The following is a 24,374-nucleotide window of genomic DNA, read 5'->3' on the forward strand; positions in this document are numbered from 1 at the left end:
ACCATGAGTTTAAGAATTGTATATATGGGAACTCCCGATTTTGCAGTTGCACCTCTCGAAGCATTATTAAATGCAGGATGCAATGTAGTTGGTGTTGTTACCAATCCGGATAAACCAGCAGGTAGAGGCCAAAAAATTCAAGAAGCTGCGGTAAAAAAATATGCCCGTGAAAAAGGACTGAAAATTCTTCAGCCAGAGAAATTTAGAAACGAAGTTTTTCTAAACGAACTAAGAGATTTAAAAGCCGATTTACAAGTTGTAGTGGCCTTTAAAATGCTTCCGGAAATGGTTTGGAATATGCCAAAATACGGTACTTTAAACCTTCATGCATCTCTACTACCTCAATACAGAGGAGCAGCTCCAATTAACTGGGCAATTATTAATGGAGATAAAGAAACCGGCGTCTCTACCTTTCTGCTTCAACACGCAATTGACACAGGAAATATCTTATTTCAGGAAAAAACCAATATCGGAGAAAATGATAATGTAGAAATTATTCATGATAAGCTTATGAATATTGGAGCTGATCTGGTTGTGAAAACTGTAAACGCAATCGAATTGGGTGAGTATCCACAAATTCCGCAGGAAACTTTAAGCAATGAAGAATTAAAATCGGCTCCAAAAATCTTTAAAGAAGACTGTAAAATTGATTGGACAAAAGATATCGATACAATTCACAATTTAATTCGAGGTTTAAGTCCCTACCCAGCAGCATGGACCGAACTTATTCCTACTACCGAAGGCAAAAAAATTGGTTTAAAAATATTTGCCACAACAAAAGAAAGTGTTTCTCATCAGGAAGATATTGGAAGCCTGCACTCCGATGGTAAAACATACCTAAAAATAGCTGTTAATGGTGGTTTTATATCTGTTAACATGTTACAACAAGCCGGAAAAAAACGAATGAAAGTTGAAGATTTACTTCGCGGATTTCAACAAATATCCAATTATCACTTATAATTCAAACGGGGCAATCAAAATTGATTGCCCCGTTTGAATTTTAAAATCTTTAATTGTCTTTATTCCATCTTATAAGTCGGTACTCTTCCGGGAGTCCAGGGAGCTCCTTCTTTCTCCAACTCAGCTTCAATCGCTTTAATATTGGCAGATAATTGTTTTAATCGCTCTAAAGCTGCAGGAAATTCCACTTTTAGAATCTCGAACTGATCTTTCTGTGTTTTCGTTACCCCCGAAGTACTTGCCCAATGCACACCAACAATATTGTTAATTCGATTAGATATTGGAACCTGAGCAGGAGGAATTTCTTCCCAGCTTGCCCTGGCTTCCACTCCATTAAACAGGAAGTCGATCTCGATTAAATCGCGATACAACTGCTCTGCTTTCTGACTAAGGCCTGCATTAATTCCTGGTGTATTGGTTAGTGCTGTTCTTATGGCTGCCAATTTAGATTTATACGATTCTGTTAATTGCATACTTCCCTGAATGGCTTTCGACATGCGAGCCACTTTTTGTTGGAATGCAACCAATTCGTCTCTGTTTTCAGCAGGAAGCGTTGTATTGTTCAATGGCACAGCCTTAAATTCTAACGGACCAGCCAATTGCCTGTATTCTCCATTGGCAACAATTCCCATTTCCACCTGATACTCTCCCGGCATTACAAACATGCCCGACGAAACCTTAGCTGTAGGCTTAAACTCACTGTTTTTAAGTGGTCGAAGCGATGGAAAACGCAAATCCCAATTGGCTCTGTTAATTCCTTTTTTAGCACTGGTATTAATTCTGCGAATCTCCTCGCCATCCTTATCTTTAATGCTAAAAACCAAATAAGGAGCAAGCTCTTTTGCCTCCTCATCTAAACTTTTCCAACTTGGCTGTGGAATATAGCTACCCGCTTTTGCCAGTTCTTTTTCTTTCTCTTTACGAATTTGCTTGGCTGTTTTTGGTACTTCCTTTAAGTAATAGGTAAAAGTTGCCCCAAACTCAGGATTAGGAGCTGTAAAATAAGTTGCTCCCATACTTCCCTTTCCGCCTTTCTGAATGTACATTAAAGCATCTTTTACAGGAAATAATCTGGCCTCTGATTTTACCATTTCAGCATCCACATCTCTTAAAGGAGAATAATCATCCAAAATAAAAAATCCACGACCAAAACTAGCAGCAACCAAATCGTTTTCACGCTCTTGTATCGTTAAATCGCGAATGGCAATAGTAGGAATTCCTGCTTTTAGCTGCACCCAATTTTCACCATCATCTTTGGTAAAAAAGACTCCAAACTCGGTTCCAACAAATAATAAATCAGGATTGATATGATCCTGCTCAATGGTATGAACAGTTCCATTTTTAGGTAAATTACCGGCAATATTCACCCAGCTTTTACCTTTATCGGTACTCTTTAAAATGTATGGCTTAAAATCATCGCGTTTGCGATTATCAAAAGATGCATACACTACATTTTCGTTGTGCTTAGATGGCAACAAATCGCTCACATAAGTATATTGAGGAACTCCCGGGAAACTCGCCTGTTTACTCCAGCTATTTCCTCCCTTGTCGCTTACCTGAATTAATCCATCGTCGGTTCCAACATACAATACATTCTCGTTTAGCGGAGATTCTGCCAGGGAAACAATAGTTCCAAACTGTGAGGTTGACACATGCTTTTTCACTGCATCAGCGCTCCAGTATTGTCCCATTACTTTAAAGGAATCTCTATCTCTTCCGGTGGTTAAATCTTCGCTAATTACTTCCCAGGAATTTCCCCTATCCTCACTTCGGAACAATTTGTTTGCAGCCACATACAAACGAGTATGCTGGTGTGCCGATACAATCATTGGTGCATTCCAGTTCCACTTATATGCCAACTCATCTTTACGTTCGCGGGGTTTTATGCTTATTTTTTCTCCACTTCTCTTATCGTAACGATACGAATTTCCATACTGATATTCACAATACACAATATTTGGATCTTTAGGGTCTACCTGTGCCCAAAAACCATCTCCTCCTAAAAGTGGTTCCCATTCGGCATTGGTTACGCCTTTTCGGCTGATATTTCTCGAAGGACCGCCCAAACTATTATTATCCTGAGTTCCGCCATATACATTATAAAACGGCTTGGCATTATCGACCTGCACACGGTAAAACTGCGTTACCGAAAGGTTACTTTTAAAAATATAAGTTGCTCCGGCATCGAAACTTTCGTAGATACCGCCATCGCCACCAATCATAAAATGCTTGGTATCGTCAGGATCAATCCAAATTGCATGATCATCAACATGGCGATTTTTTAAGCCCAAACGAGTCCAGGTTTTTCCTCCATCTTCGGTAAAATGAGTAAATGTTTCAACCGAGTACACTTTATCTGCATCAATTGGATCACAATAAATCTCATTATAATATTGGCCGCTACTGGCATGATTACTCATCTTTGTCCAGGACTCTCCTCTGTCGGTTGAGCGGAAAAAACCACTTTTCCCTTCTGCAGCTTCAATAATGGCATACACATAGTTATGATTTACCGGCGAAACAGCAATTCCCATTCCTCCTTTATCAACTGCAGGCAAACCTGATTTTAACTTCCTCCAATTTTCACCTCCATCAGTCGATTTATAAATTGCAGATTCTGGTCCACCATTAATTTTTGCATACACATGTCTGCGTCGTTGTTCCGAAGTGGCATACATCACATCCGGATCAACAGGATCCATAATTACATTGTTAACACCTGTATTTTCACTGATATTCAAAACTTTTTTCCAGCTTTCGCCACCATTTGTAGTTTTGTACAAACCACGATCACCACCCGGTCCCCAGGCCGAACCTTCGGCTGCTACAAACACAATATTTGAATTTCGGGGATCGATAACAATGCCACCAATATGGCGCGATTCTTTCAAGCCCATGTTTTTCCAGCTTTTTCCGCCATCCATGGTTTTGTAAACTCCATCGCCATAGCCTAAAGCTCTCTGGTGATTGTTCTCTCCTGTTCCGGTCCAAACCACATTGCTATTGTTAGGATCCATTTTAACTACACCAATAGAATACGAACCATATTTATCAAATACCGGTTTCCAAGTAGTACCATTGTTTATGGTTTTAAAAATATTACCACTGGCTACACCTACATAATATTCGCTATGATTCTTCGGATTCACTGCAAAATCGGCAATACGTCCCGAGGTTGTAGCTGGACCAATTCCACGGAATTTTAATCCGCTAACTAAGCTTGAATTAATTAAGGAATCTTTTATAGGTTCTGTAGTTTTTTTCTTTGCAGAAGAAATTTGCGGAGTAAATATAATTCCTGCCAAAGCAAGAACACATGCAAATCTCCTCAAGCCAATAGTCAAGGTGTTCATCATGGTTAGTTTTTTAGGGTAATAAAGTTCAGGATCAACACTTCCTGAATTTTAATTTGTGTATAAACTTCTGAATGCTGAATTTACAGGTTTTCAGTTTAAATTCCTAAGCTTGAATGTTGACATTATACTTAAAACAATAAAATACACTTACAAACTACTGCATACTGATCAGCGAAAATCATAAAAATCTTACACAATCTGCGTCTCAATAATTTCAAAAAAAATCCGATTCATTACGAACCGGATTAATCAAATATCCTTTTTATTGGTAACCCGACTTGAAATCAGGATACCAAAAATAAAATCTATCTTTTCTTACGGCGAAGCCAAATACGCTCTCCAACTTCAACTTTATAATCTTTCTTCACACCATTATACTTACAAAGCTTTTTAAGTTTTACTCCATACTCTTGTGAAATTTCATACAATGAATCACCCTCTTTCACACGGTGGAAATTGTATCCGCGGGCAGCTTTGTTACGTTTGTTGTGTAAATACAATCGCTGATCGATTTGCAAAACATAATCTCTCGAAAGATCGTTGTAACGAAGTAATTTTTTCTTCTTTACGCCCAAATTTTTCTCAATACTGTAGAATGTATCTCCCTTTTTTGTGATGATATAATGAACCCCATTGGCCTCTTCTAATCTGGCACCAAACGGATCGATACTTAAATCACCATCGATATCGGCCAACTCGGTAGGATCTGGTTTTTCGATATAAAAATCGCCACCAGCACCTTTCCTATCCAATTTATGAAGTTGTTCGTCTTCAATAATTTTAATCAGCTTATGCGGATATCTAGGATCGGTTGCATAACCTGCTTTTTTAAGCCCATGTGCCCAGCGCTTGTAATCATCGGAACGATACTTAAACAAAAAAGCATAACGCGAACGAGTAGTTAAAAATTTAGAATGATCTTTATATGAATCGTAAGGCCTTGAATATTTACGAAAACACTCCCCCTTTTTATCATCATCAAACTTCATACTCGGACCTACCCAATCGTGACACTTAATCCCAAAATGATTATTCCCCTTACGTGCCAAATCGGAATTCCCATTACGCGATTCCAATATTCCCTGCGCCATTGTAATACTTGCCGGAATTCCTGTTCGCTCCATTTCCCGAACTGCCAAGTCTTTATATCTCTGAATATATTGTTTTCGAGTATAGTTTTTCGCAAAAACATTAGTACTTACTGATATAAAAAGTATGGCGTAAAGAATAATTTTCCTCATAAGCTGAATTATTTGTAAAAATGGGAAATCTATAATTTTATGTCTATATTAGTCTCGATTTCCTAAGCAACCATAAAAATATAACAATCCTGTTATTCATTGTTATTTATTAACAATTTTTTATTCACAGATTATTCCGTTGATAAGCTAACGATGATACTATAGTAGATAGTATCGAAAGTATTGTATATTTATTAAGGGACTAAAAACAATGACCTTTTCATCACTCGTTGCCAGCAGTAACAACAGGTGACTAATCAATTGTTTATTAATGACTATAAAGATGAAACAGACACAAATCATAACAACAGTTTACGAATACGATTCAATAGAAGAACTTTCGCAGGAAGATCAATTACTGGTAAATAGTGCAAAAGAAGCCGCTCATCGTTCGTATGCACCCTATTCTAAATTTAATGTTGGGGCTGCTTTGCAACTGGGAAATGGTGAAATTATTCAGGGAAACAATCAGGAAAACTCAGCTTATCCATCGGGTTTGTGTGCCGAACGCGTTGCTATTTTTTATGCCAATGCACAATATCCGGATATCCCTGTAAAAGCAATTGCAATTACAGCCCGTAGCAATGGATCTTTTTCAGAAAGTCCTATTCCTCCTTGCGGATCGTGTCGCCAGGTTTTACTGGAAACCGAAGATCGATACAAACAACCAATAAAAGTTATTCTTTACGGAGAAAATAGAATTCGAATTGTTGAAAATATCAAACAATTAATGCCTTTGTATTTCGATAAGGATATGCTGGATGAGTAGATATTTATTATCAGCACCCATTAGATGCGCCTGCTCCTGCTGTCGGCAAGCGATAAAACAAAACCGATGAACTAGCATCGGTTTTGTGTATTATTTAAGCGTTAACTAAAGCATCGAGCTCACGCCATAAATTGTCTTTTTGCGGAACAGGAGCTGTTATTTTAATTGGCTCTTGCTTTACCGGATGGATAAATGAAATTTCACGAGCGTGTAATCCAATTCCTCCTCCAGACTTAGAGCGTTGTGCTCCATATTTTAAATCGCCACGAATTGGCACCCCAATTTTCGACAGCTGAGCTCTAATTTGATGATGACGACCGGTATGTAATTTTACTTCGAGCAAAAAATACTTCTGCGAACGAGTTATCAGCTTGTAATCCAACACTGCTTCTTTTGCACCTTTCTTTTGTTTATCGAAAACATTGGTACGATTCTTCTCCTGATTTTTCAGAACATAGTGCGTTAGTCTCTCCTCCTCCAATCTTGGGCAGGTTTGCACAATTGCCCAGTAAATCTTACTGATCTCCTCACCTTTTTCCTGAAACATTTTATTCAGGCGGGTTAGAGCCTTACTTGTTTTTGCAAAAATAACCACACCACTTACCGGACGATCGATTCGGTGAGGTACTCCCAAATAAACATCTCCTGGCTTATCGTACTTTTTCTTGATATAGGCTTTTACCTTTTCGCTTAAAGGTTCGTCGCCCGATTTATCACCCTGTACAATATCGCCACAACGCTTGTTTATTGCAATCAGATGATTGTCTTCAAATAATATTTCTAGTCTTTCTTTTGCCATTTTTCTTTGTCGTTAGTAACTAGTCATATAATTGACCTGTCCACTTTAAACTTTCTACTTTGAACTTTAATACTGCTCTCTCTCGTTCGGGAAATCCTGCGATTTCACATCGCCAATATAGGTTTCAACTGCTCCTTTAATCTCTGCAAAAAGGTTATGATACCTTCGTAAAAATCGAGGTGAAAATTCCTGAGTAATTCCCAACATATCATGAATGACCAACACTTGCCCGTCCACACCATTGCCAGCACCAATACCAATAACCGGAATACTTACACTTACAGCTACTTTTGTTGCCAAACTAGCAGGAATTTTTTCCAAAACAATGGCAAAACATCCGGCTTCTTCCAACATTTTAGCATCTTCCACTAATTTTTGAGCTTCCTCTTCCTCTTTGGCACGAACTGCGTAAGTTCCAAATTTATGAATCGATTGTGGAGTTAAGCCTAAATGCCCCATTACTGGAATTCCTGCCGATAAAATACGAGTTACCGACTCTAACACTTCACGTCCACCCTCCAACTTTACTGCATCAGCACTTGCTTCCTTCATAATACGAATAGAAGAATTTAAAGCTTCTTTCGAATTTCCCTGATAAGTTCCGAAAGGAAGATCAACCACAACCAATGCTCTGTGCACTGCTCTTACCACCGATGCTCCATGATAAATCATATGATCCAAAGTAATTGGCAAGGTTGTCTCATGTCCTGCCATTACATTCGAGGCCGAATCTCCAACAAGAATAACATCTATACCTGCTTTATCAACAATACTTGCCATTGAATAATCGTAGGAAGTAAGCATGGAGATCTTTTCCCCTTTTAATTTCATTTCTGAGAGAACATGCGTGGTTACTCTCTTTACCGATTCTTTATGAATTGACATCTCTATAAAATTTTGGACAATAGTAAAGTAAGGATCAAATTGTCCTAACTATTCTAATTTAATATGCAAAGGTATAAAAAAGGAGAAAGTAACAAGGAGAAAGGAGAAAGTAACAAGTAAAAAGTAAGAAGGAACAAGTAAGAAGGCAAAAGGAACAGGTAAAAAGGAGTAAAGTAAGAAGGAGAAAGTAAAAAGGTAAAAGGAAACAGAACGAGAGTAAATCAATAAGAATAATATGAGTTGTGAATTTGTAATTCTTCATTCGTAATTAATTGTTTCTGTCTTTTTGTCAGCAATTATGTCATGAATTAAAATTATTTTTCTGCTTTCGGTGTCAGATTTGCATTAAGAACCGTAAATTTTCGAATGGCACAGGCTTTGATTACTACCTGACGAATCTGAAAATGATTTGTAAAATTATTGAAAAAATAAGAACATTAAATAAATACTAAAATGGGTAAAATTATTGGAATCGACTTAGGAACTACCAACTCTTGTGTATCTGTAATGGAAGGTAACGAGCCTGTAGTAATTCCTAACAGTGAAGGAAAAAGAACAACTCCATCTATTGTGGCGTTTGTTGAAGGTGGTGAAAGAAAAGTTGGAGATCCTGCAAAACGTCAGGCAATCACAAATCCAACTAAAACTATTTTCTCTATTAAGAGATTTATGGGTGAGAGTCACGATAAAGTTTCCACAGAAATCGGACGTGTTCCTTACAAAGTAATTAAAGGTGATAACAACACTCCTCGTGTTGAAATCGACGACAGAAAATATTCTCCACAAGAAATTTCAGCTATGACACTTCAGAAAATGAAGAAAACTGCTGAAGATTATTTGGGACAAGAAGTAACTGAGGCAGTAATTACTGTTCCTGCTTACTTTAACGATGCACAGCGTCAGGCAACTAAAGAAGCTGGAGAAATCGCTGGTTTAGCTGTTAAGCGTATCATCAACGAACCGACTGCTGCATCATTGGCTTATGGTCTTGATAAAAAAGATAAGGACATGCAAATTGCAGTGTTCGACCTTGGTGGTGGTACTTTCGATATCTCAGTATTAGAATTGGGTGACGGTGTATTCGAAGTAAAATCTACTAATGGTGATACTCACCTTGGTGGTGATGATTTTGATCAGGTAATTATCGATTGGTTAGCTGACGAATTTAACAAAGATGAAGGAATTGACTTGCGTCAGGATCCTATGGCTCTTCAGCGTTTGAAAGAAGCTGCTGAAAAAGCAAAAGTTGAGCTTTCCAGTTCTACTAGCACTGAAATCAACTTGCCATATATTATGCCAGTAAATGGTATTCCAAAACACCTTGTTAAGTCTCTTTCCCGTGCACAATTCGAGCAATTAGCTGATAGATTAATTCAAGCGGTAATCGAGCCATGTAAACTTGCGTTAAAAGATGCTGGTATTTCTACTTCTGATATTGACGAAGTCATCTTAGTAGGAGGATCTACTCGTATTCCTGCTATTCAAAATAAAGTACAGGAATTTTTCGGTAAAGCTCCATCGAAAGGTGTTAACCCTGATGAAGTAGTAGCTGTTGGTGCCGCAATCCAAGGTGGTGTACTAACCGGAGAAGTAAAAGACGTTCTTCTTTTAGATGTTACTCCTCTTTCTTTAGGTATTGAAACCATGGGTGGTGTAATGACTAAATTAATTGAGTCAAATACTACTATTCCAACTAAGAAAACTGAAACATTTACAACTGCTGCCGATAATCAGCCATCTGTAGAAATTCATATCCTACAAGGTGAAAGACCAATGGCTCAGGGAAACAAAACGATTGGTCGTTTCCACTTAGATAGCATTCCACCAGCACCACGTGGTATTCCACAAATCGAGGTGACTTTTGATATCGATGCAAATGGTATTTTGAACGTATCTGCAAAAGATAAAGGAACTGGTAAAGAGCAAAACATTCGTATCGAAGCATCTTCAGGATTATCTGATGCTGAAATCGAAAGAATGCGCGAAGAAGCTAAGGCTAACGAAGATGCTGATAACGCTGCCAAAGAAAAAATCGATACTTTAAACAAGGCTGACGGTATGATTTTCCAGACTGAAAAGCAACTGAAAGAGATCGGTGATAAATTACCAGCTGACAAAAAGCAGCCTATCGAAGATGCTTTAAACAAATTGAAAGAAGCTCACAAAGCTCAAGATGTTGATGCATGTAATAAAGCTATTGAAGAATTAAACACTGTATTCCAGGCAGCTTCTCAAGATATGTATAATGCACAGGCACAAGACCCTCAAGCAGGTCAGCCAGGTCCTGATGCAGGAGCTCAGGCAGGCGGTCAGGCTAAGTCTGATGATGAAGTAACTGATGTTGACTTTGAGGAAGTCAAGTAATCTGACTTCAAATATATAGAAAATGGCGATCGAAATTCGGTCGCCATTTTTTTTATATACTTTAGGGAAACGAAATTAAACAAATCTTGAATGGTAGTGTTGAACACGGTTTGCAAACATCAAAAATTGAAGAAAAGAATAATTTTTTTGATATTGAGATTGTACAAGCAACTCTAAACAATTAATACAGTCTGCAAAAGAAATGTCCAGTTTTTAATAATAAACTAGACATTTTATTTTTTTAAGTAAAACAAACGTGAAAACATCTGAATACATAAGGATTAAGATCGATAAGTTCCTTAAGAGATATGTTTTCACCTACAATTATTTAATCACAGGGGTGAATAAAAAAAAAGCAATCCTAAAAAGCTTAAACAGAATGGCTGCTTCAGGTAAAATAATAAAACAAGCAAAAGGTAAATTTTACAAACCGGAAACAAGTGTATTCGGTACTCTTGCTCCAGATCAGTACCAAATTGCAAAAGATCTACTAGAAAAAAATGATAAACTAATTGGCATTTTATTCTTCTTTATCGAAAGTCTTTTAATGCTTCTTGTACAATTTTCAGATCACTTTCTTCTTTGCGAATAATCTTATTTCTATCATCGTATTCAAAATCAGAATAAGAAATAACAACCAATGAAATTTCATTCTCTGGAAGAACTTTGGCTCTTCTCTCATCATAAATTCTTCGTTGTTCTTCTCTCGACAAGGTCTTTGTGCTTTCCTCATCCTCATCTTCCTCTTCTTGTATTTTTGAAATGGCAAGAGGTCGGTAATTCTGTATTTCTTTGTACTCTACCACTAATTGCAATTCTTCGTAGTAAGCATCTACAGGAAGTAAAGTCTGAGTTTTTCCATTCTTATGAAGATCACCCAATAAAAAATCAAACCTTTTTTGTCGATTTGCTTTCAATCCTAAAACTTTATCACATAAAGAAATCACATAGGTTTCATCGCTATTTAAACGAATGGCGATTGGATCGTTCTCAGGCTTCTTTTTTTCTTGTTTGTAGGGTGTCTCAGGAGCTGATGCGGTAGCTGGAACAAAGTACCAATATGTATGTTCTCCATGTCTTTCAGCATAAAGAGTAGGAATTAAATTCAACTCATTACTTGCATCTAGTTCTCTTAAAACCAGTCGAATTGGCAACCCTTTTTTTATGTCTTTTGTAAATATTCCTGCCTTAATAAAAGCTGGCATCAACGCTTTTACGGGTGCTATTTCAAGTGAAGAATTCTCTTTAAAATATTCCTCAACAACTTTGTTTATCTTTTCTATTTTGGAAAGATCTTTCATAAATTTTATATTTTTGCCATATGTAACTTACCATATAATCATCTCTCAGTGTGTAGAAAGCTTTATACATGGACGTTTCATATTCATGTGACTTAATTGTGTATCTAGTATTTGTGCATATCCTTAAAAAGACATCCACATTATCCATGAACCATAACTTTAGCAGGTATTGAATGGAACTGCAAAGATAGATTTTAATTCACTGATAAAGGCTATCCACTTTTCCTATTGTTAGAATTGTTTTGTTGATAAAGTTTCTTATTTCATCACTGACACCTATCAAAAACACCATTTACTCATTTTACAGATGCCCAAATTGCACATCTTTCTCCATTTTACAGACGTGTTAAATCGCGTCTCTACAGATTTACATGACGAACCAATTTACTAAAAAAAAGAGATGCTTCAAAAACAATGAAGCATCCCTTATCACTAAAACTAACTAATCATTTTCTATAGATCTTTACAGAATAAAAGAATATCATTATAAATTGTATTTTCTTATTATTCCCAAGGTAGAAGAATCGGTATCGTAAACTCCATACCAGCCCTGTAATTCGTGAGGAGGATCACCCAAGAAAGTATCCCCTTGCAACCAGAATTCTCCCGGACGTGGCGGTCTACCTTCTCCAGAATAGGACCAAAAGTTCAATCCTCTCACAACTCCTTTATTCTTAATGGATTCATCGACCTTACTAAATATATATTCGAAAAATTGATCCCGAGAAGTGGTCGTAGTATCCGGAGAAAAAGAAGATGCATCACGAGCAATTCCAAACTCCTCTAAAACCATTGGTTTTTTCAATTTTTTAGCGGCTTGCACATGAACATCCCAATAAGCATTTACCTTTTTCATTGCTTCTTGATAAATCGAATCGCTTTGTCCGGGCTTGTACCAGCCCCAATTTTGCGCCCAAATGTGCATAGTTATGTAGTCAATGTTTGGATCATCATTGTCAATCAGCACATTAACACCAGAATTTACACTGGCGGTATTTCCTTCGGTTCCCAAACAAACCAAATGATTTTCATCCAAGCTTTTGATGTAGGCAGAAGTTGCTCTTGTCCATTTTTGCAATTGTTTTGGCACATCGTAACCGCGTGGTTCGTTCGCCAATTGCCAAGCCATAATAACCGCATCCTCCTTATAAGCTTTTCCGTTCACCGAATTGATTCTTCCTATGGTGGTTTTAATGTGATTCTTCATCATCTGTTGAGCCAAATCGTTGCTATAAAACTGTTTGGAGTAATCGGTAAACTCTTGCCACGAAGTAGGCAGTTCCTGAGGATAAGGAACATCGCCCATACCTGCCCATCGTAAATACTGAGGAAATCCCCCACTCCAGGTCCAGAAATTTCCAAGCACCATAATCGCTTTCATCTCTCTTTTTCCCATTTCGGCAAGTAGGAAATCCAATCCCTGCCAAATATCTTCATTGTACACTCCTGGTGCAATTTGCAAAGCCGGATGAATGCAATAGCGCATTGCCGAATCGGCTTCGCTGGCTGCCAATATGCGTAAATTGGTTATTCCCAATGTTTGCATCTGATCCAATTCCCGAATTAATCGTTCCCGATCTCCCGATTTGGGTGCTCCCAGATTCATGCCCTGCCAATAATTAGCTCCTTTATAATTGTAATCTTTTCCGTTTATCGTAAAAGCCATGTCTTCAACCTTCACAAAATTCGTTTCTTTTTCTTGCTGACAAGATGAAAATATCATACTCGCAAAAAGAATTAGTAATCCTAAAAGTTTATTCATTGTTCAACTATTAAAAGCGACGATAAAAATAAATTCTCATCCTCGCTATGGATTTTTTATTCTGTAATTTGTTGCAAATGCATTAATTGTAAGTCGCTCTGCTTTGGAATATCTGATCCTGACAATTCAAGAGTTCGTCTCTCTCCCGGTAACAAATCAAAATAGTTATCGGAACATCTTAAATCTGAATCTTTAAAATTCAAATACAGATCGCGCACCAATTTATCGGTAGAGACTTCTGCAAAGTACTTACCTTCTTTTTCACTAATCTGCACCTGAATATTTACTTCGGGCAAGAGTAGCTCTTTTGGCTTGGCAAAATAGTAGTTGTTGTCTGCTAGCAAGTCATCTCCTGCTTTCAACTCCATTTGCAAAACAACAGCATTTTTATCGTAATCTCCGAGAAGCGTTTCAATACTCGAATCGTACAAAACACGACTTGTATTGGCTACTAAATCGACAGCTATTTCTTTTGTAAACAACTGCTTACCATCAAAATCAATCAAGCGAAGACTTAAACTTGCATTTTTACTTTCCAGCAAATCGGAAACTCCATATATTTTTAATTGCCCTTCGCTTGCAAAAGCAGACAATAAAACTGGTTGATAGGCTTTACGAACTATATAATGCATGGCTTTCCATTTGTGATAATAATCGGTACTACTCCAACTTGCTACTGGCCAGCAATCGTTTATTTGCCAATAAAGAGTTCCCATACAATAAGGCATTGCTCTTCGATGTGCCTCAATGGCGGCTTTTATTCCTCTTGCTTGCAACACATGACTCATGTATAAAAATTGCTCAAAATCGGCAGGTACTTTGTAATCCCAGCTCATGTATTCTTTAATGCGAAGATTCCCAATACCACTGCGCTGATGCGATGCCATTACTTCCGATTCGATGTTGTAATCTTCCGGCAACGTATACTTCTTTACCGTTTCGAAATCGGGAAAGGATTGAAAACCATATTCACTCATAAAACGAGCTTTGTATTGATCGAAAGCTTCGAAAGGATGCAATCCGTGCCAAACACCCCAATAGTGCATATCGCCACTTGCGGTTTCGTATCCCGCATGTTTTTCCACTTCAAAACCTGCTTGTGGCGACGATGGCCAATAAGCATCCCCATCGGTATATTTACTCACCGCATCGGGTAAAATTCCATGAAAAATATCCATATAGGCTTTCTGAATTTCTTCTCTCTGTTCTTCGGTATACAGCTCTTTCCAACCCCAACCATCTTTCGAAAAATAGCTCCAAGCGGTATTCATTTCGTTATTTCCACACCATAATGCAATAGAAGGATGATTGCGCAAACGAATCACATTATCTTTGGCCTCCTCTTTTATGGAGTTCAACATTTTTTCGTTTCCGGGATACATGGAACAAGCAAACATAAAATCCTGCCAAACCAGAATACCGTTTTTATCACATAAATCATAAAAAATATCATTCTCGTAAATACCACCGCCCCACACTCGAAGCATGTTCATATTGGCATCTTTTGCGTCGGCAATTACTTTTTCGTAATCCGCTTGGCTTACTCGTGGTAAAAAATTATCATTTGGAATGTAATTGGCTCCTTTGGCAAATACAGCCACACCATTCAATTCAAAATAAAACGATTCTCCGGCCTCGTCTTTTTCGCGAATCAATTTTAAGCTTCGCAATCCAGTTGACAACTCATAATTGGCAACAATTTCCTTGTCTTTTATCACCTTAGCTTCAAACTGATACAAGTTTGGTGCTCCCAAACCGTTCGACCACCACAATTTTGGATTTGTAATCGTAAAAGGAATCGAAATTAGATTACTTCCTTTTTCAACATCTACCTGCTTACTCAACATTAGCTTTCCGGTTGATTTATCGGTCAATAGCACCTTTCCCGAAAAGGCCTCATTTGCTTCCAAATTAAAATCAGCCAACAATTGCGCTTCCTCTTTCTTTACAGATTTTTGTTGAATAAAAACATCTTTAATGCGAAGCGCATCCCAAATTTCCAGATTGATTGGTCGCCAAACACCCGAAGTTACAAATCGTGGCCCCCAGTCCCAACCATAATGATAACCGGCCTTACGGGTAAACACAGATACTTTTTGATCGCCTAACTCTCCATTTTCCGATTGATCGTTTACCGCTGGATAAGTATATGGCGATGCTTTGAACAATTCCAATCCTTTGTTAATGGGTGAATGAAAGTAGATACGAAGCTCATTCTCTCCCGCTTTTGCTATGTTTTTAACATCAATTTCCCACTCGCGAAACATGTTATCGGCTTGCAAAACCAAGCTATCGTTCACGTAAACATCGGCATAAGTATCCAAACCTGCACAATGTAGAATGATATTTTGCTTTGCCACTTCCTTTTCGGATAAATGAAATAGAGTAGCGTATTCCCAATCTTCCTTATCAATCCACTGCTGACTCTTTTCATTGATGCGATAAAATGGATCTTCTATTTGCTTGTTGGCCAATAAATCGGTGTGAATCGTTCCTGGCACCGTTGCTGTTCCCGAAATAGATCCATTCACCTGTCGGTAAGTCCAGTTTGCATTCAATTCCCTCGTTTCCATATTTTGGATTTCTTTAGGTTGACATGAGGATAGAAAAGTTGTGGCAACTATCCAAAAAGTTAAATAATACAGGTAGTTTTTCATTCTAGTTCATTTAATTTCAGATACAAGTATCAAGAATTCTATAATCTGATTTTATTCTCATTTAATATTCTTAACATTTCAATATGATGATAAATCGATTTTCCTTTTTGCCCTTTCGCTTCAATAATTGGCTTTCCATTGATATCAATATTCGCAATTTCTCCTCCATTCTTAGCATCTACAAAGGAATCGAAATAGAATTTTTTAAGTAATTCAAATTCATCTGTCAACTCAGGACAAAAAGACAAGGCAATCAGTGCCTCACAATGTTGCCACCAAGAACGATTCTTATCCAACACTTCATTTGTTAATGGATTTATTCCTCCATAAAATCCATTGGCTATGGATTCATCTATCCAAATATCTTTTTTCAATGTTTCTTTAAGAATCCTTTTGCCAAGCTTTACATATTTCTCTTGTTTTTTATTTGAAATAAAAGGCCATTCGGCACTCCTAAGTAGTAGAGTTGCAAACTGAAAATTATGTCCTGGACTTACCCATACTTTTTCTTTGGATTCAATGATCGGATTCCACCTGTCGTCAAACTTTGTATTTACCCAGCCCAAAGAATCGTTCCAAACTTTACTGTAAGCAATAGATAAATGCTCTTTTATGATTTCTTCGTACTCGGAACGATTCTTATCATCTGCTAAGCATAAGTTAGCCATGTAGGCAGTTATAGGATACATTAATGATTGAATGGTTTTAGTTCCTGCAATTCCACCAGAATTACAAGCATATTCGCCATAAAAACCACCATTTTCCTCGTCTTTAAAACGTTCTACGAAGGCCTTACTGAGATGATGAATTTGAGTTAATAATTGTTCATCTGAATTTGAACGATAAAGCTCTGTAAGACCGCACAATCCATAAGCTTGTTGCCAAATATCTAAACGTTCAGACCGTCTAATTTTTCCTTCTCCCACTTCTGGTATAAAGTAGAATCCAAGTGAATCTTCTCCTAACATTTTTGTCAATTGAAACCTAGCCAAATGTTCGGCACGTTTTAAGTTCTCGGGAAAGTATTTTGAAGAGTAGGCTAATCCATAAATTAATCGGCTTAATGCAACTGTATAAACTTTAGAAGAGGTAGTATCTCCGTAAAAATCAAGCTCAGAAAAACACACACCACTTTTGGCATCAAATGCTTTATCGAAAAAAGAAATCGAACTTTTAATGGAAGACTGATATCTATTCTGGTTTTGCTCTTTTGATTCTGCACAGGAAAACAAGATAAAACCAATTAGAAATAACAAGCAATATTTATTTTTTAACATCATATAAACCTATTGAGCTCTATTTTTAATCAAATGAATTTCTTTCAATTCAATCGTTTTTTTACCGGATATATCTAATGCTTGAATCGTAAGATTGTATTTCCCTTCTTTTAGATTCACATTTCCCACATCTAGTTTACCCCAATCCGTTTCCGGTGCTTCCTGCTCTCTCTTCACTCTATCGTAATCTTTTAATTCACTATGAATAAATGCTTTGTCTACTTTAAAAACAACATGCTCATCTCCAATTGTGATTTTTAATTTAGTGCCAACATCCTCATCTGCAAGAGCATAATATATCTCCAATTTATAATTCGCTTCTTCAACAACATCTATTTGCCACTGTGCATAAGCGTCGGTTTTGGTCCAGAAGTCAATCCAATCGTGTGCCCATCCATACAAACTGTGATAAGCAATTCCCGTTTGTCTTCTGTCTTTTCTAAACTCGAAAGGAGGAAATAGGTTTGCTTCATGCGCAGGAAGTTTACAAATAGGATATTCCTTATAACCTACCGGAATGGCTTTGCTTTCTTGCTCCTCAACTGCTAAATCAGCGTACCATTTTTTGTAATCTGCTTGTAAGGAATCAAACAAGTTGGTATGTTGTCTTCGGATATTCACCAGTTGCTCAGGATCTTTCTGAATATCGAAAAGTTCCTCATCAATCATTAAATAAGGATCTGAAAGAACTCGCTTTCTTCCCGACCATTCACCGTACAACTTTCTTTTTTTCAGCTGTGCTTCCTCTTTTAGTAAGCTCGCAAAACTTAGCCCATCCAAAGGCTTTTCAAATTCATACTCCTTACCTATTAGATCCAACAAAGTGGGCAATAAATCGATGTGTGCCAAAGGAGTAGAAATGGTTTTCCCGACAGTGGTTTTTCCTTTCCAACTGATGATGAAAGGAACTCTTACACCTCCCTCATCTTCCATTCCCTTGCGACCTTTTAAACCTTTGTTAAACCGAAAATTTAAAGGCCCATTATCCGATAAAAAAACAATAATGGTATTCTCTTTCAAATCTTGTTCATCCAGTTGTTTTAGCAAACGTCCAACATTATCATCTAAATTCTCGCACATGCCGTAAATACACGCATCGAAATCGTCCAAGCCCTTTTCTTTGTATTTATTAAAATACCGATCGGGAACCTGCAAGGGCGTGTGCGGAGTTTGAAAAGGAAGATAGCAAAAGAAGGATTTCTCTTTCTCTTTACTTTCTGATATAAAACGAATTGCCTCATCGGTTAACACATCTGGCAAATATCCTTTTGTAGGAAAGTCTGCTCCATTTTTCTCGATGGTGGTATCAAAATAATTGCTCCAGTGTCCTGATGTGAAACCAACAAATTCATCGAAGCCTCTGCCTAGTGGGTGATAAGGATAATGCGCTCCATTGTGCCATTTTCCAAATATTCCTGTGGCATAATCAAAAGACTTTAAAACATTAGCCATGGTAGTTTCATCCAAACGCATGTCTTCTCTGCCCCGAGTTACGCCACTAACACCCGTTTTTTGATGATACCTACCTGTTAGTAAACTCGCTCGGGTTGGTGCACAAACCGGACTTACGTAAAAATGATCGGCAAATACTCCTTCCTTTGCCATTTGATCCAAAACTGGAGTTTCCAGATAAGGATTCTCAGTTAAAGACAAATCACCATAAGCCTGATCATCAGCAACTATTAATAAAATATTAGGTGATTGAATACGCGTCTTATTACTACAAGATGAAAAAAAGAGCAAGAAAATTAAAATGAATGAAAAAATTGATTTTATTAGTCTCATATCTATAGCTTATATGTACTGCAAAATTACTTATACATCAACTCAACTCGTCCTATTTGTGCTTTATGATGGTAAGTTATCTTCAAAAATTCATTAGCTCCTGAAAGCTCTGAAACCTGATATTTAATACCATCCCAATAATCATAATCACCTGTACCGGTTCTATTACCAAGAATCTCGGGATCAATATCATTATAGGTCTTACCATCTATAGATACCTGAAGTTTCAAACCGACCTCTTTTTCCTGTTCAAAAGAATATATGTTTAAACTAGAAAGAGTTCCTTGCACATGATAGATAATTTCACTTCCATAGTCGCCTACCATTCGCTCCATATCCTCCTTAAACTTACGATCAAATTCGGTATCAAAAGTGACACCTTTTGCCATGTAAACAGTCATCATATTTCCCATTTTATCAACTAGAGCCTTTTCTTGCACTAATACAGGACCTACTACATTCGATTTAGGAGAAATTCCACTTGCATTGGTCGCCTCTATTCTATAAAAATAAGATTTACCAATTTTTGCTGTTTTATCATTAAACAAATCAAAATACGGAACATCGGCATCCGAAACATGATAAGCAATCTGTTTCCACTCACCATTTTTTGATTCTGCTCTTTCGATATTATAGCCAGATGCACCAACAGAACCTTGCCAGTTAATCTTATAAACCTTATCTATTGGTAATAACTTTGGTGCCTTGGGCTTAGGCAATGCAGGTGGTTCTTCACCATCAATTTTATAAGCCATTTCTCTTATTAATGTCAATAAACCAATTTCATCATACTGATAACCACTTACGAAACCAGGCCAATGATAAGCTTTATACAAATTATGACCAACAGGTTCTGAGTGCCAGTAGAAACCACCTTCCCTTCTGTGAGAACGAATACTCCAATTTAGGGTACCTGCAATGTCTTTATTATCAATTATCATATTGTAAATACGGTTGTGTGCAGTTGTGCTTTCAAACCCCAATTCACCAAGTACGTAAGGCTTTCTACCTTTAATTATATCAAGATTCTTTTGGATATTAACGACCTGTTCAAAAGGGTTTTGCTCATAATGATGTGATGACAAAATATCAATATTGGGATCATTTACAGACTCCTCATATACATATCTAAAATGATCAATAGCATGATAACCATCCATTAAAAGGTGATTTTGATCTAGAGATTTTACGTATGCAGCAATTTCTTTGACCCAACTGTATGGGCAAACCAATTCATTTCCAGTTTCCCAACACATAATAGATTTATCATCTCTATATTTTACACCAGTTAGCGTATTGGTTCTATTAATGGTGAATTCAATGGTTTTCTTAAAGTCTTCTATAAGCTGAGGATCTACCCAAAAATCATCAAATTTTTTGCCTCGAAAACCTGAATACTGAGGAACTCCACCCATCCATTTCCAGTTATTAAGAAATGAAAAAATAATACGAACACCAGTTTCATTTGCTATTTTCAACATTAAATCATTAACCACAAAGGCTTTTTCAACGAACTTACCTGGACCAGTTACAAATGCCGGAACATTATCTGATTCATCAGAACGTTTTACTGGAAGCGTATAAATACGTATTACTTTCCCGCCCATTTGTTTAACAGTTTCAAATGCGTCACGAATTTCAAATTCATTAGGATAACGATATGGATGTTCACGATTAAAAGTCATTTCATCTTCCACATAATTAAGATTGGGTATATTCATAGAAACAAAGCGATAGACCTTATCTCCATCCATTAGATCTTTTCCTTTTGTTGTAACAAAGTTGTCAAACCCCTGTTGTTGAGCTGATATCGTTAATACAATCAGCACCAATGTAAATGTTGCAAATATTTTTTTCATTATACTATTTTAAATATTAAACTCTTATACAATACATAAAGACTTACTTGATTTCAAAAATTTTATAGTTTTTAAAAATTTCTCCTTTTTCTTCATAAGCAGTTACCTCTTCTTTATGGGTTCCTTTTAGTGTATATCCAGATTTTCATCTGTAATATCTCTTTGTACTATATAGAAATCTGCTTTATTTAAGCATATCAATAACACTACCATTCCTAAGGTAAATCAATCGTTGTTCATCTCTAGTTTGAGAATCACCAACTGCTAGTACCTTAAACACTTTGTCTTCATAATTTGGATATAAAGAAAAGTCCAATTATCAGGGAGCTTTTCCTGTTGGTTTTTCGCCTAAATATTTAACGAAGCTCCATTGAAATGATGATGATAATAAAACTTAGGAAAATGCAATAAATACTACTTTAACTGATAGCCTGTAGATTTTATCAGACAATCAAAGGCGATATCCCTCATTAATATGGCATATTCGCCATTAGAATCAGTTGCCACCACATCTTTTTAATTTAATATGGCAACATCTGAAAGTGATTGTCCTTCATTTATATACCCAATCATAATTTTCATCAATAAACACAATGCCATTAACTTTTTTGAGCAACAACATTAGAAATAAACCTATCAATATAAATCACAGAAGAACTCACATGAAAAATATTAAACTTACAACAACTATGATCTACTAAAATTTGAAGAAACTTCACCTTTTCACATAAATAATTTAATCTTTTCTTCTATCAGAAAGCTCGTTAGTGACTTTCACCATATACTTATCTGTAAGTTTATACATAAGCAAGAATACTCCTGATAATGCTGCAGTAATACCTGGGTAAATACTAATCATTAAACGAATACCTTCAAGCGATGTGGCTGTCTGCTCAGTATTAGCTTCAAATCCATAAGATGACAGTATATATAAAGGAAGAACTCCTCCTGCCATCAGTCCTAACTTCTGGGACATTGAAGATGATGAAAAGAGTAGTCCTGTTGCACGACGACCTGTTTTCCATTCCGAATAGTCGGCAATATCTGCATACATAGACCAGACAATTGGCAAAACGATTCCAGCACTTATACCATTAATAATGTTTACAATAAAAATCAGGAATACCTCTTGCGGATTAAGCCAGTAAAGCAAAAAGCTGAGTATAGCCGATAAAAACATCGCTAGAATAAAAGTATATTTCTTTCCAAATCTGTTTGATACAGGAATAGCTAAAAGAACTCCAAGCATATTAGCTACCAACCACATAGTCATATATGCACCAGACAATTTACCCCATGAAACATCTCCAAATAAAGGCAAGCTTTGATCTTGTACAAAATATTTGAAATAATACATGATGCTAGACTCACGAAAAGTTAAAAAGACCAACATTAGTATCCCAGCTCCCAACATTATAAACCATTGGGCATTCTTGGCTAAATCCTTTAAATCTCTCAAGATAGAATTCGTTTCCTTAATGGCCTTCACTCGTTCTTTGGTCCACAGATAAGTCATGACAAAGAAAAAAGCTGCAATTATAGCATAAATGGTAACCATGTATTGATAACTCTTTGCATCATTAGCTCCTGCATTCGTAAAGAAATCAAGAAGATAAGGTGCTGAAGCTGTCATAACAATACCTCCAGAATAAGCTCCAATAAAACGGAAAGAAGCTAATGATGTTCTCTCTTTTGGATTTTCGGTCATCACAGCCATCAATGAACCATAAGGTACGTTAATTGCAGTATATACCATCATCATTAAGGTGTATGTTATATAAGCATATATTAACTTGCCCGAAGGACCAATTTCTGGAACCGAGAAAGTAAGCACACCAATTACACCAAATGGTATCGCTACCCATAGCAAAAATGGGCGAAATTTCCCTTTAGACGTATTGGTACGATCGGCAATTATACCCATCAATGGGTCGTTTAATCCATCCCAAAGACGAACCATAATAAACATCATAGCTACTGATTCAGGTGATAGTTCGACCACATCGGTGTAGAAGAAGGTTAAATACATTGCAAAAATCTTCCAAAACATAGAAGATGCAAAATCACCAAAACCGTAACCAATTTTTTCTTTTAAACCTATTTTATGATCCATGATCTCTACGAAATTTTATCAATACGTTCAATTACCTCCATTAATGCGCGAGTGTTGTGATAAGAACACTTCCAAAAACCTAGCTTATCATCGCTTGTATTAGGCTCTCCATTTTGATCTACCCGCCAAAACCATTCTCCATTTGTTTTATCGATTAAATGCTTTTTAATAAATTCCCAGGTTCGATTTAAACCAATTAAATAATTCGGATTTGTGTCGACCTCCCAAGCATCTATCATTCCAACCATAGCTTCGGCCTGAGGCCACCAATGCTTATCGGTATCCAAGTGATTTTCCTCTTTTTCATAGAATAGTGATCCATCCATATCAGTTCCTTCATTTAAACTGATATCCACCAACTTAAGCGATAACTTCTGAATTTCTTCGATCAGTAAACGATCTTTTAATTCAATTGCTGCCTCATTCAGTAACCAAGCCCCTTCAATATCATGACCAAAAGAAATAATACTCGATTCCACTTTCCATTCCATATCGAAAAACAGATTGAAATGCCCAGTATTCGGATCAATTATTTGATTCTGAAAAATAGTTAAAAGATGACGAATACTCTGCTCTAATTTTAAATCAGGCCAAACTTTTAGAAGATTGGTATATGGCTCTAAAATGTGCAAATGAGTATTCATGGATTTCGGACTGTTGGCATCTTTCTCACTTAATCGCATGTCTTTTTGACTCGTCCAATCACGTTGCAAGGCTTCAATATATCCGCCGTTCTTTTTATCCAAAAACTTATCTTCAAGAATAGAATATAGCTTTTTAGCATAGTCCAAGCTCTGACTATCCTTGCTTATCCTGTAATATTCTGAAAAAGCATATATCCCAAACCCTTGAGCATAAGCTTGTTTTCTTGAATTAAGAATTGTGCCTGAATTGTCTACTGACCAAACCAATCCACCAAAGTCATGATCCCAAAAATATTCAGTTAAATAATGATATGCCCGATCGGCATTCTCCTTGTATTTTTGTTTTTTCGTTACTCGATAAGCAGCCGAAAAAGTCCAAAGTATTCTTGCATTCAATACCGCGCCTTTCGGCGATTGAATATTTTTGACGCCAAAATGATCAATACGACTAATAAAACCTCCATTTTCCAAATCTATAGCTTCAGTACTCCAAAAGTCCAACAGATTCGTTAGTTCTGCAGACATTTCGGACTTGATCGTAAGCAAATCCAAGCCTGCATATCCTTCTGAAGTAAAATCAACCTTTTCTTTTCCTCTCATAT

15 protein-coding genes are annotated in these 24,374 nt (G+C 36.8%); 3 read left to right on the top strand and 12 right to left on the bottom strand.

Features of this window, described 5'->3' with window-relative positions:
• Positions 1–3: 3 nt before the first annotated feature.
• Entirely contained in the window at positions 4–960 is a 957-nt protein-coding gene (gene fmt, locus ACT3CE_RS01405) for a methionyl-tRNA formyltransferase (RefSeq protein WP_444707979.1), read from the top strand.
• Between the two features lie 59 nt (positions 961–1,019).
• Here fmt and ACT3CE_RS01410 read toward each other — a convergent pair whose 3' ends face one another.
• Complete coding sequence (locus ACT3CE_RS01410; RefSeq protein WP_444707980.1) at positions 1,020–4,316, bottom strand: WD40/YVTN/BNR-like repeat-containing protein; 3,297 nt, start codon at positions 4,314–4,316, stop codon at positions 1,020–1,022.
• Positions 4,317–4,621: 305 nt separating this feature from the next.
• Positions 4,622–5,557, bottom strand: coding sequence for a glucosaminidase domain-containing protein (locus tag ACT3CE_RS01415; RefSeq protein ID WP_444707981.1), 936 nt, complete (start codon positions 5,555–5,557; stop codon positions 4,622–4,624).
• Positions 5,558–5,840: 283 nt separating this feature from the next.
• Between ACT3CE_RS01415 and ACT3CE_RS01420 the strand changes: the two genes are divergently transcribed.
• Entirely contained in the window at positions 5,841–6,326 is a 486-nt protein-coding gene (locus ACT3CE_RS01420; protein ID WP_444707982.1) for a cytidine deaminase, read from the top strand.
• A gap of 94 nt (positions 6,327–6,420) precedes the next feature.
• Here the strand turns inward: ACT3CE_RS01420 and ACT3CE_RS01425 are convergent, their stop codons facing one another.
• Complete coding sequence (locus tag ACT3CE_RS01425) at positions 6,421–7,125, bottom strand: RluA family pseudouridine synthase (protein ID WP_444707983.1); 705 nt, start codon at positions 7,123–7,125, stop codon at positions 6,421–6,423.
• A 66-nt stretch (positions 7,126–7,191) separates the two neighbouring features.
• Entirely contained in the window at positions 7,192–8,010 is an 819-nt protein-coding gene (panB, locus tag ACT3CE_RS01430) for a 3-methyl-2-oxobutanoate hydroxymethyltransferase (protein WP_444707984.1), read from the bottom strand.
• Positions 8,011–8,463: 453 nt separating this feature from the next.
• Here panB and dnaK point away from each other — a divergent pair, with 453 nt between their 5' ends.
• Positions 8,464–10,374 (top strand): molecular chaperone DnaK, encoded by a 1,911-nt coding sequence (gene dnaK / locus ACT3CE_RS01435; RefSeq protein WP_444707985.1) that lies wholly within the window; start codon positions 8,464–8,466, stop codon positions 10,372–10,374.
• A 530-nt stretch (positions 10,375–10,904) separates the two neighbouring features.
• Here the strand turns inward: dnaK and ACT3CE_RS01440 are convergent.
• The 8 genes from ACT3CE_RS01440 to ACT3CE_RS01475 form a co-directional block, all read right to left on the bottom strand.
• The gene (locus ACT3CE_RS01440) at positions 10,905–11,675 is read right to left on the bottom strand and encodes a hypothetical protein (RefSeq protein ID WP_444707986.1); all 771 of its coding nucleotides are present in this window, start codon (positions 11,673–11,675) and stop codon (positions 10,905–10,907) included.
• Between the two features lie 484 nt (positions 11,676–12,159).
• Positions 12,160–13,437 carry a glycoside hydrolase 5 family protein gene (locus ACT3CE_RS01445; RefSeq protein ID WP_444707987.1) on the bottom strand — a complete coding sequence of 426 codons (1,278 nt, stop codon included), beginning with the start codon at positions 13,435–13,437 and terminating at the stop codon, positions 12,160–12,162.
• Between the two features lie 56 nt (positions 13,438–13,493).
• Entirely contained in the window at positions 13,494–16,094 is a 2,601-nt protein-coding gene (locus ACT3CE_RS01450; protein ID WP_444707988.1) for a beta-mannosidase, read from the bottom strand.
• Between the two features lie 38 nt (positions 16,095–16,132).
• On the bottom strand, positions 16,133–17,374 hold the full coding sequence (locus ACT3CE_RS01455) for an AGE family epimerase/isomerase (protein ID WP_444707989.1): 1,242 nt from the start codon (positions 17,372–17,374) through the stop codon (positions 16,133–16,135).
• Positions 17,375–17,380: 6 nt separating this feature from the next.
• Complete coding sequence (locus tag ACT3CE_RS01460) at positions 17,381–19,156, bottom strand: arylsulfatase (protein WP_444707990.1); 1,776 nt, start codon at positions 19,154–19,156, stop codon at positions 17,381–17,383.
• A 26-nt stretch (positions 19,157–19,182) separates the two neighbouring features.
• Positions 19,183–21,015, bottom strand: a complete 1,833-nt coding sequence (locus ACT3CE_RS01465; protein WP_444707991.1) for a hypothetical protein — start codon at positions 21,013–21,015, stop codon at positions 19,183–19,185.
• Positions 21,016–21,751: 736 nt separating this feature from the next.
• Positions 21,752–23,128, bottom strand: coding sequence for an MFS transporter (locus ACT3CE_RS01470; protein WP_444707992.1), 1,377 nt, complete (start codon positions 23,126–23,128; stop codon positions 21,752–21,754).
• 5 nt (positions 23,129–23,133) lie between these two features.
• Positions 23,134–24,372, bottom strand: coding sequence for an AGE family epimerase/isomerase (locus ACT3CE_RS01475; protein WP_444707993.1), 1,239 nt, complete (start codon positions 24,370–24,372; stop codon positions 23,134–23,136).
• Positions 24,373–24,374 lie beyond the last annotated feature (2 nt).

Origin of the sequence: Marinifilum sp. RC60d5 (assembly GCF_052400665.1) — a bacterium.
Lineage (GTDB): Bacteria > Bacteroidota > Bacteroidia > Bacteroidales > Marinifilaceae > JBQTGK01.

Bases quoted from the DNA above. Each gene is read 5' to 3' on its own strand.
- ACT3CE_RS01415 (WP_444707981.1), bottom strand. From the start codon at position 5,557: ATGAGGAAAATTATTCTTTACGCCATACTTTTTATATCAGTAAGTACT.
- dnaK (WP_444707985.1), top strand. From the start codon at position 8,464: ATGGGTAAAATTATTGGAATCGACTTAGGAACTACCAACTCTTGTGTA.
- ACT3CE_RS01465 (WP_444707991.1), bottom strand. From the start codon at position 21,015: ATGAAAAAAATATTTGCAACATTTACATTGGTGCTGATTGTATTAACG.
- ACT3CE_RS01445 (WP_444707987.1), bottom strand. From the start codon at position 13,437: ATGAATAAACTTTTAGGATTACTAATTCTTTTTGCGAGTATGATATTT.
- fmt (WP_444707979.1), top strand. From the start codon at position 4: ATGAGTTTAAGAATTGTATATATGGGAACTCCCGATTTTGCAGTTGCA.
- ACT3CE_RS01460 (WP_444707990.1), bottom strand. From the start codon at position 19,156: ATGAGACTAATAAAATCAATTTTTTCATTCATTTTAATTTTCTTGCTC.
- ACT3CE_RS01450 (WP_444707988.1), bottom strand. From the start codon at position 16,094: ATGAAAAACTACCTGTATTATTTAACTTTTTGGATAGTTGCCACAACT.
- ACT3CE_RS01425 (WP_444707983.1), bottom strand. From the start codon at position 7,125: ATGGCAAAAGAAAGACTAGAAATATTATTTGAAGACAATCATCTGATT.
- ACT3CE_RS01475 (WP_444707993.1), bottom strand. From the start codon at position 24,372: ATGAGAGGAAAAGAAAAGGTTGATTTTACTTCAGAAGGATATGCAGGC.
- ACT3CE_RS01470 (WP_444707992.1), bottom strand. From the start codon at position 23,128: ATGGATCATAAAATAGGTTTAAAAGAAAAAATTGGTTACGGTTTTGGT.
- ACT3CE_RS01440 (WP_444707986.1), bottom strand. From the start codon at position 11,675: ATGAAAGATCTTTCCAAAATAGAAAAGATAAACAAAGTTGTTGAGGAA.
- ACT3CE_RS01410 (WP_444707980.1), bottom strand. From the start codon at position 4,316: ATGATGAACACCTTGACTATTGGCTTGAGGAGATTTGCATGTGTTCTT.
- ACT3CE_RS01455 (WP_444707989.1), bottom strand. From the start codon at position 17,374: ATGATGTTAAAAAATAAATATTGCTTGTTATTTCTAATTGGTTTTATC.
- ACT3CE_RS01420 (WP_444707982.1), top strand. From the start codon at position 5,841: ATGAAACAGACACAAATCATAACAACAGTTTACGAATACGATTCAATA.
- panB (WP_444707984.1), bottom strand. From the start codon at position 8,010: ATGTCAATTCATAAAGAATCGGTAAAGAGAGTAACCACGCATGTTCTC.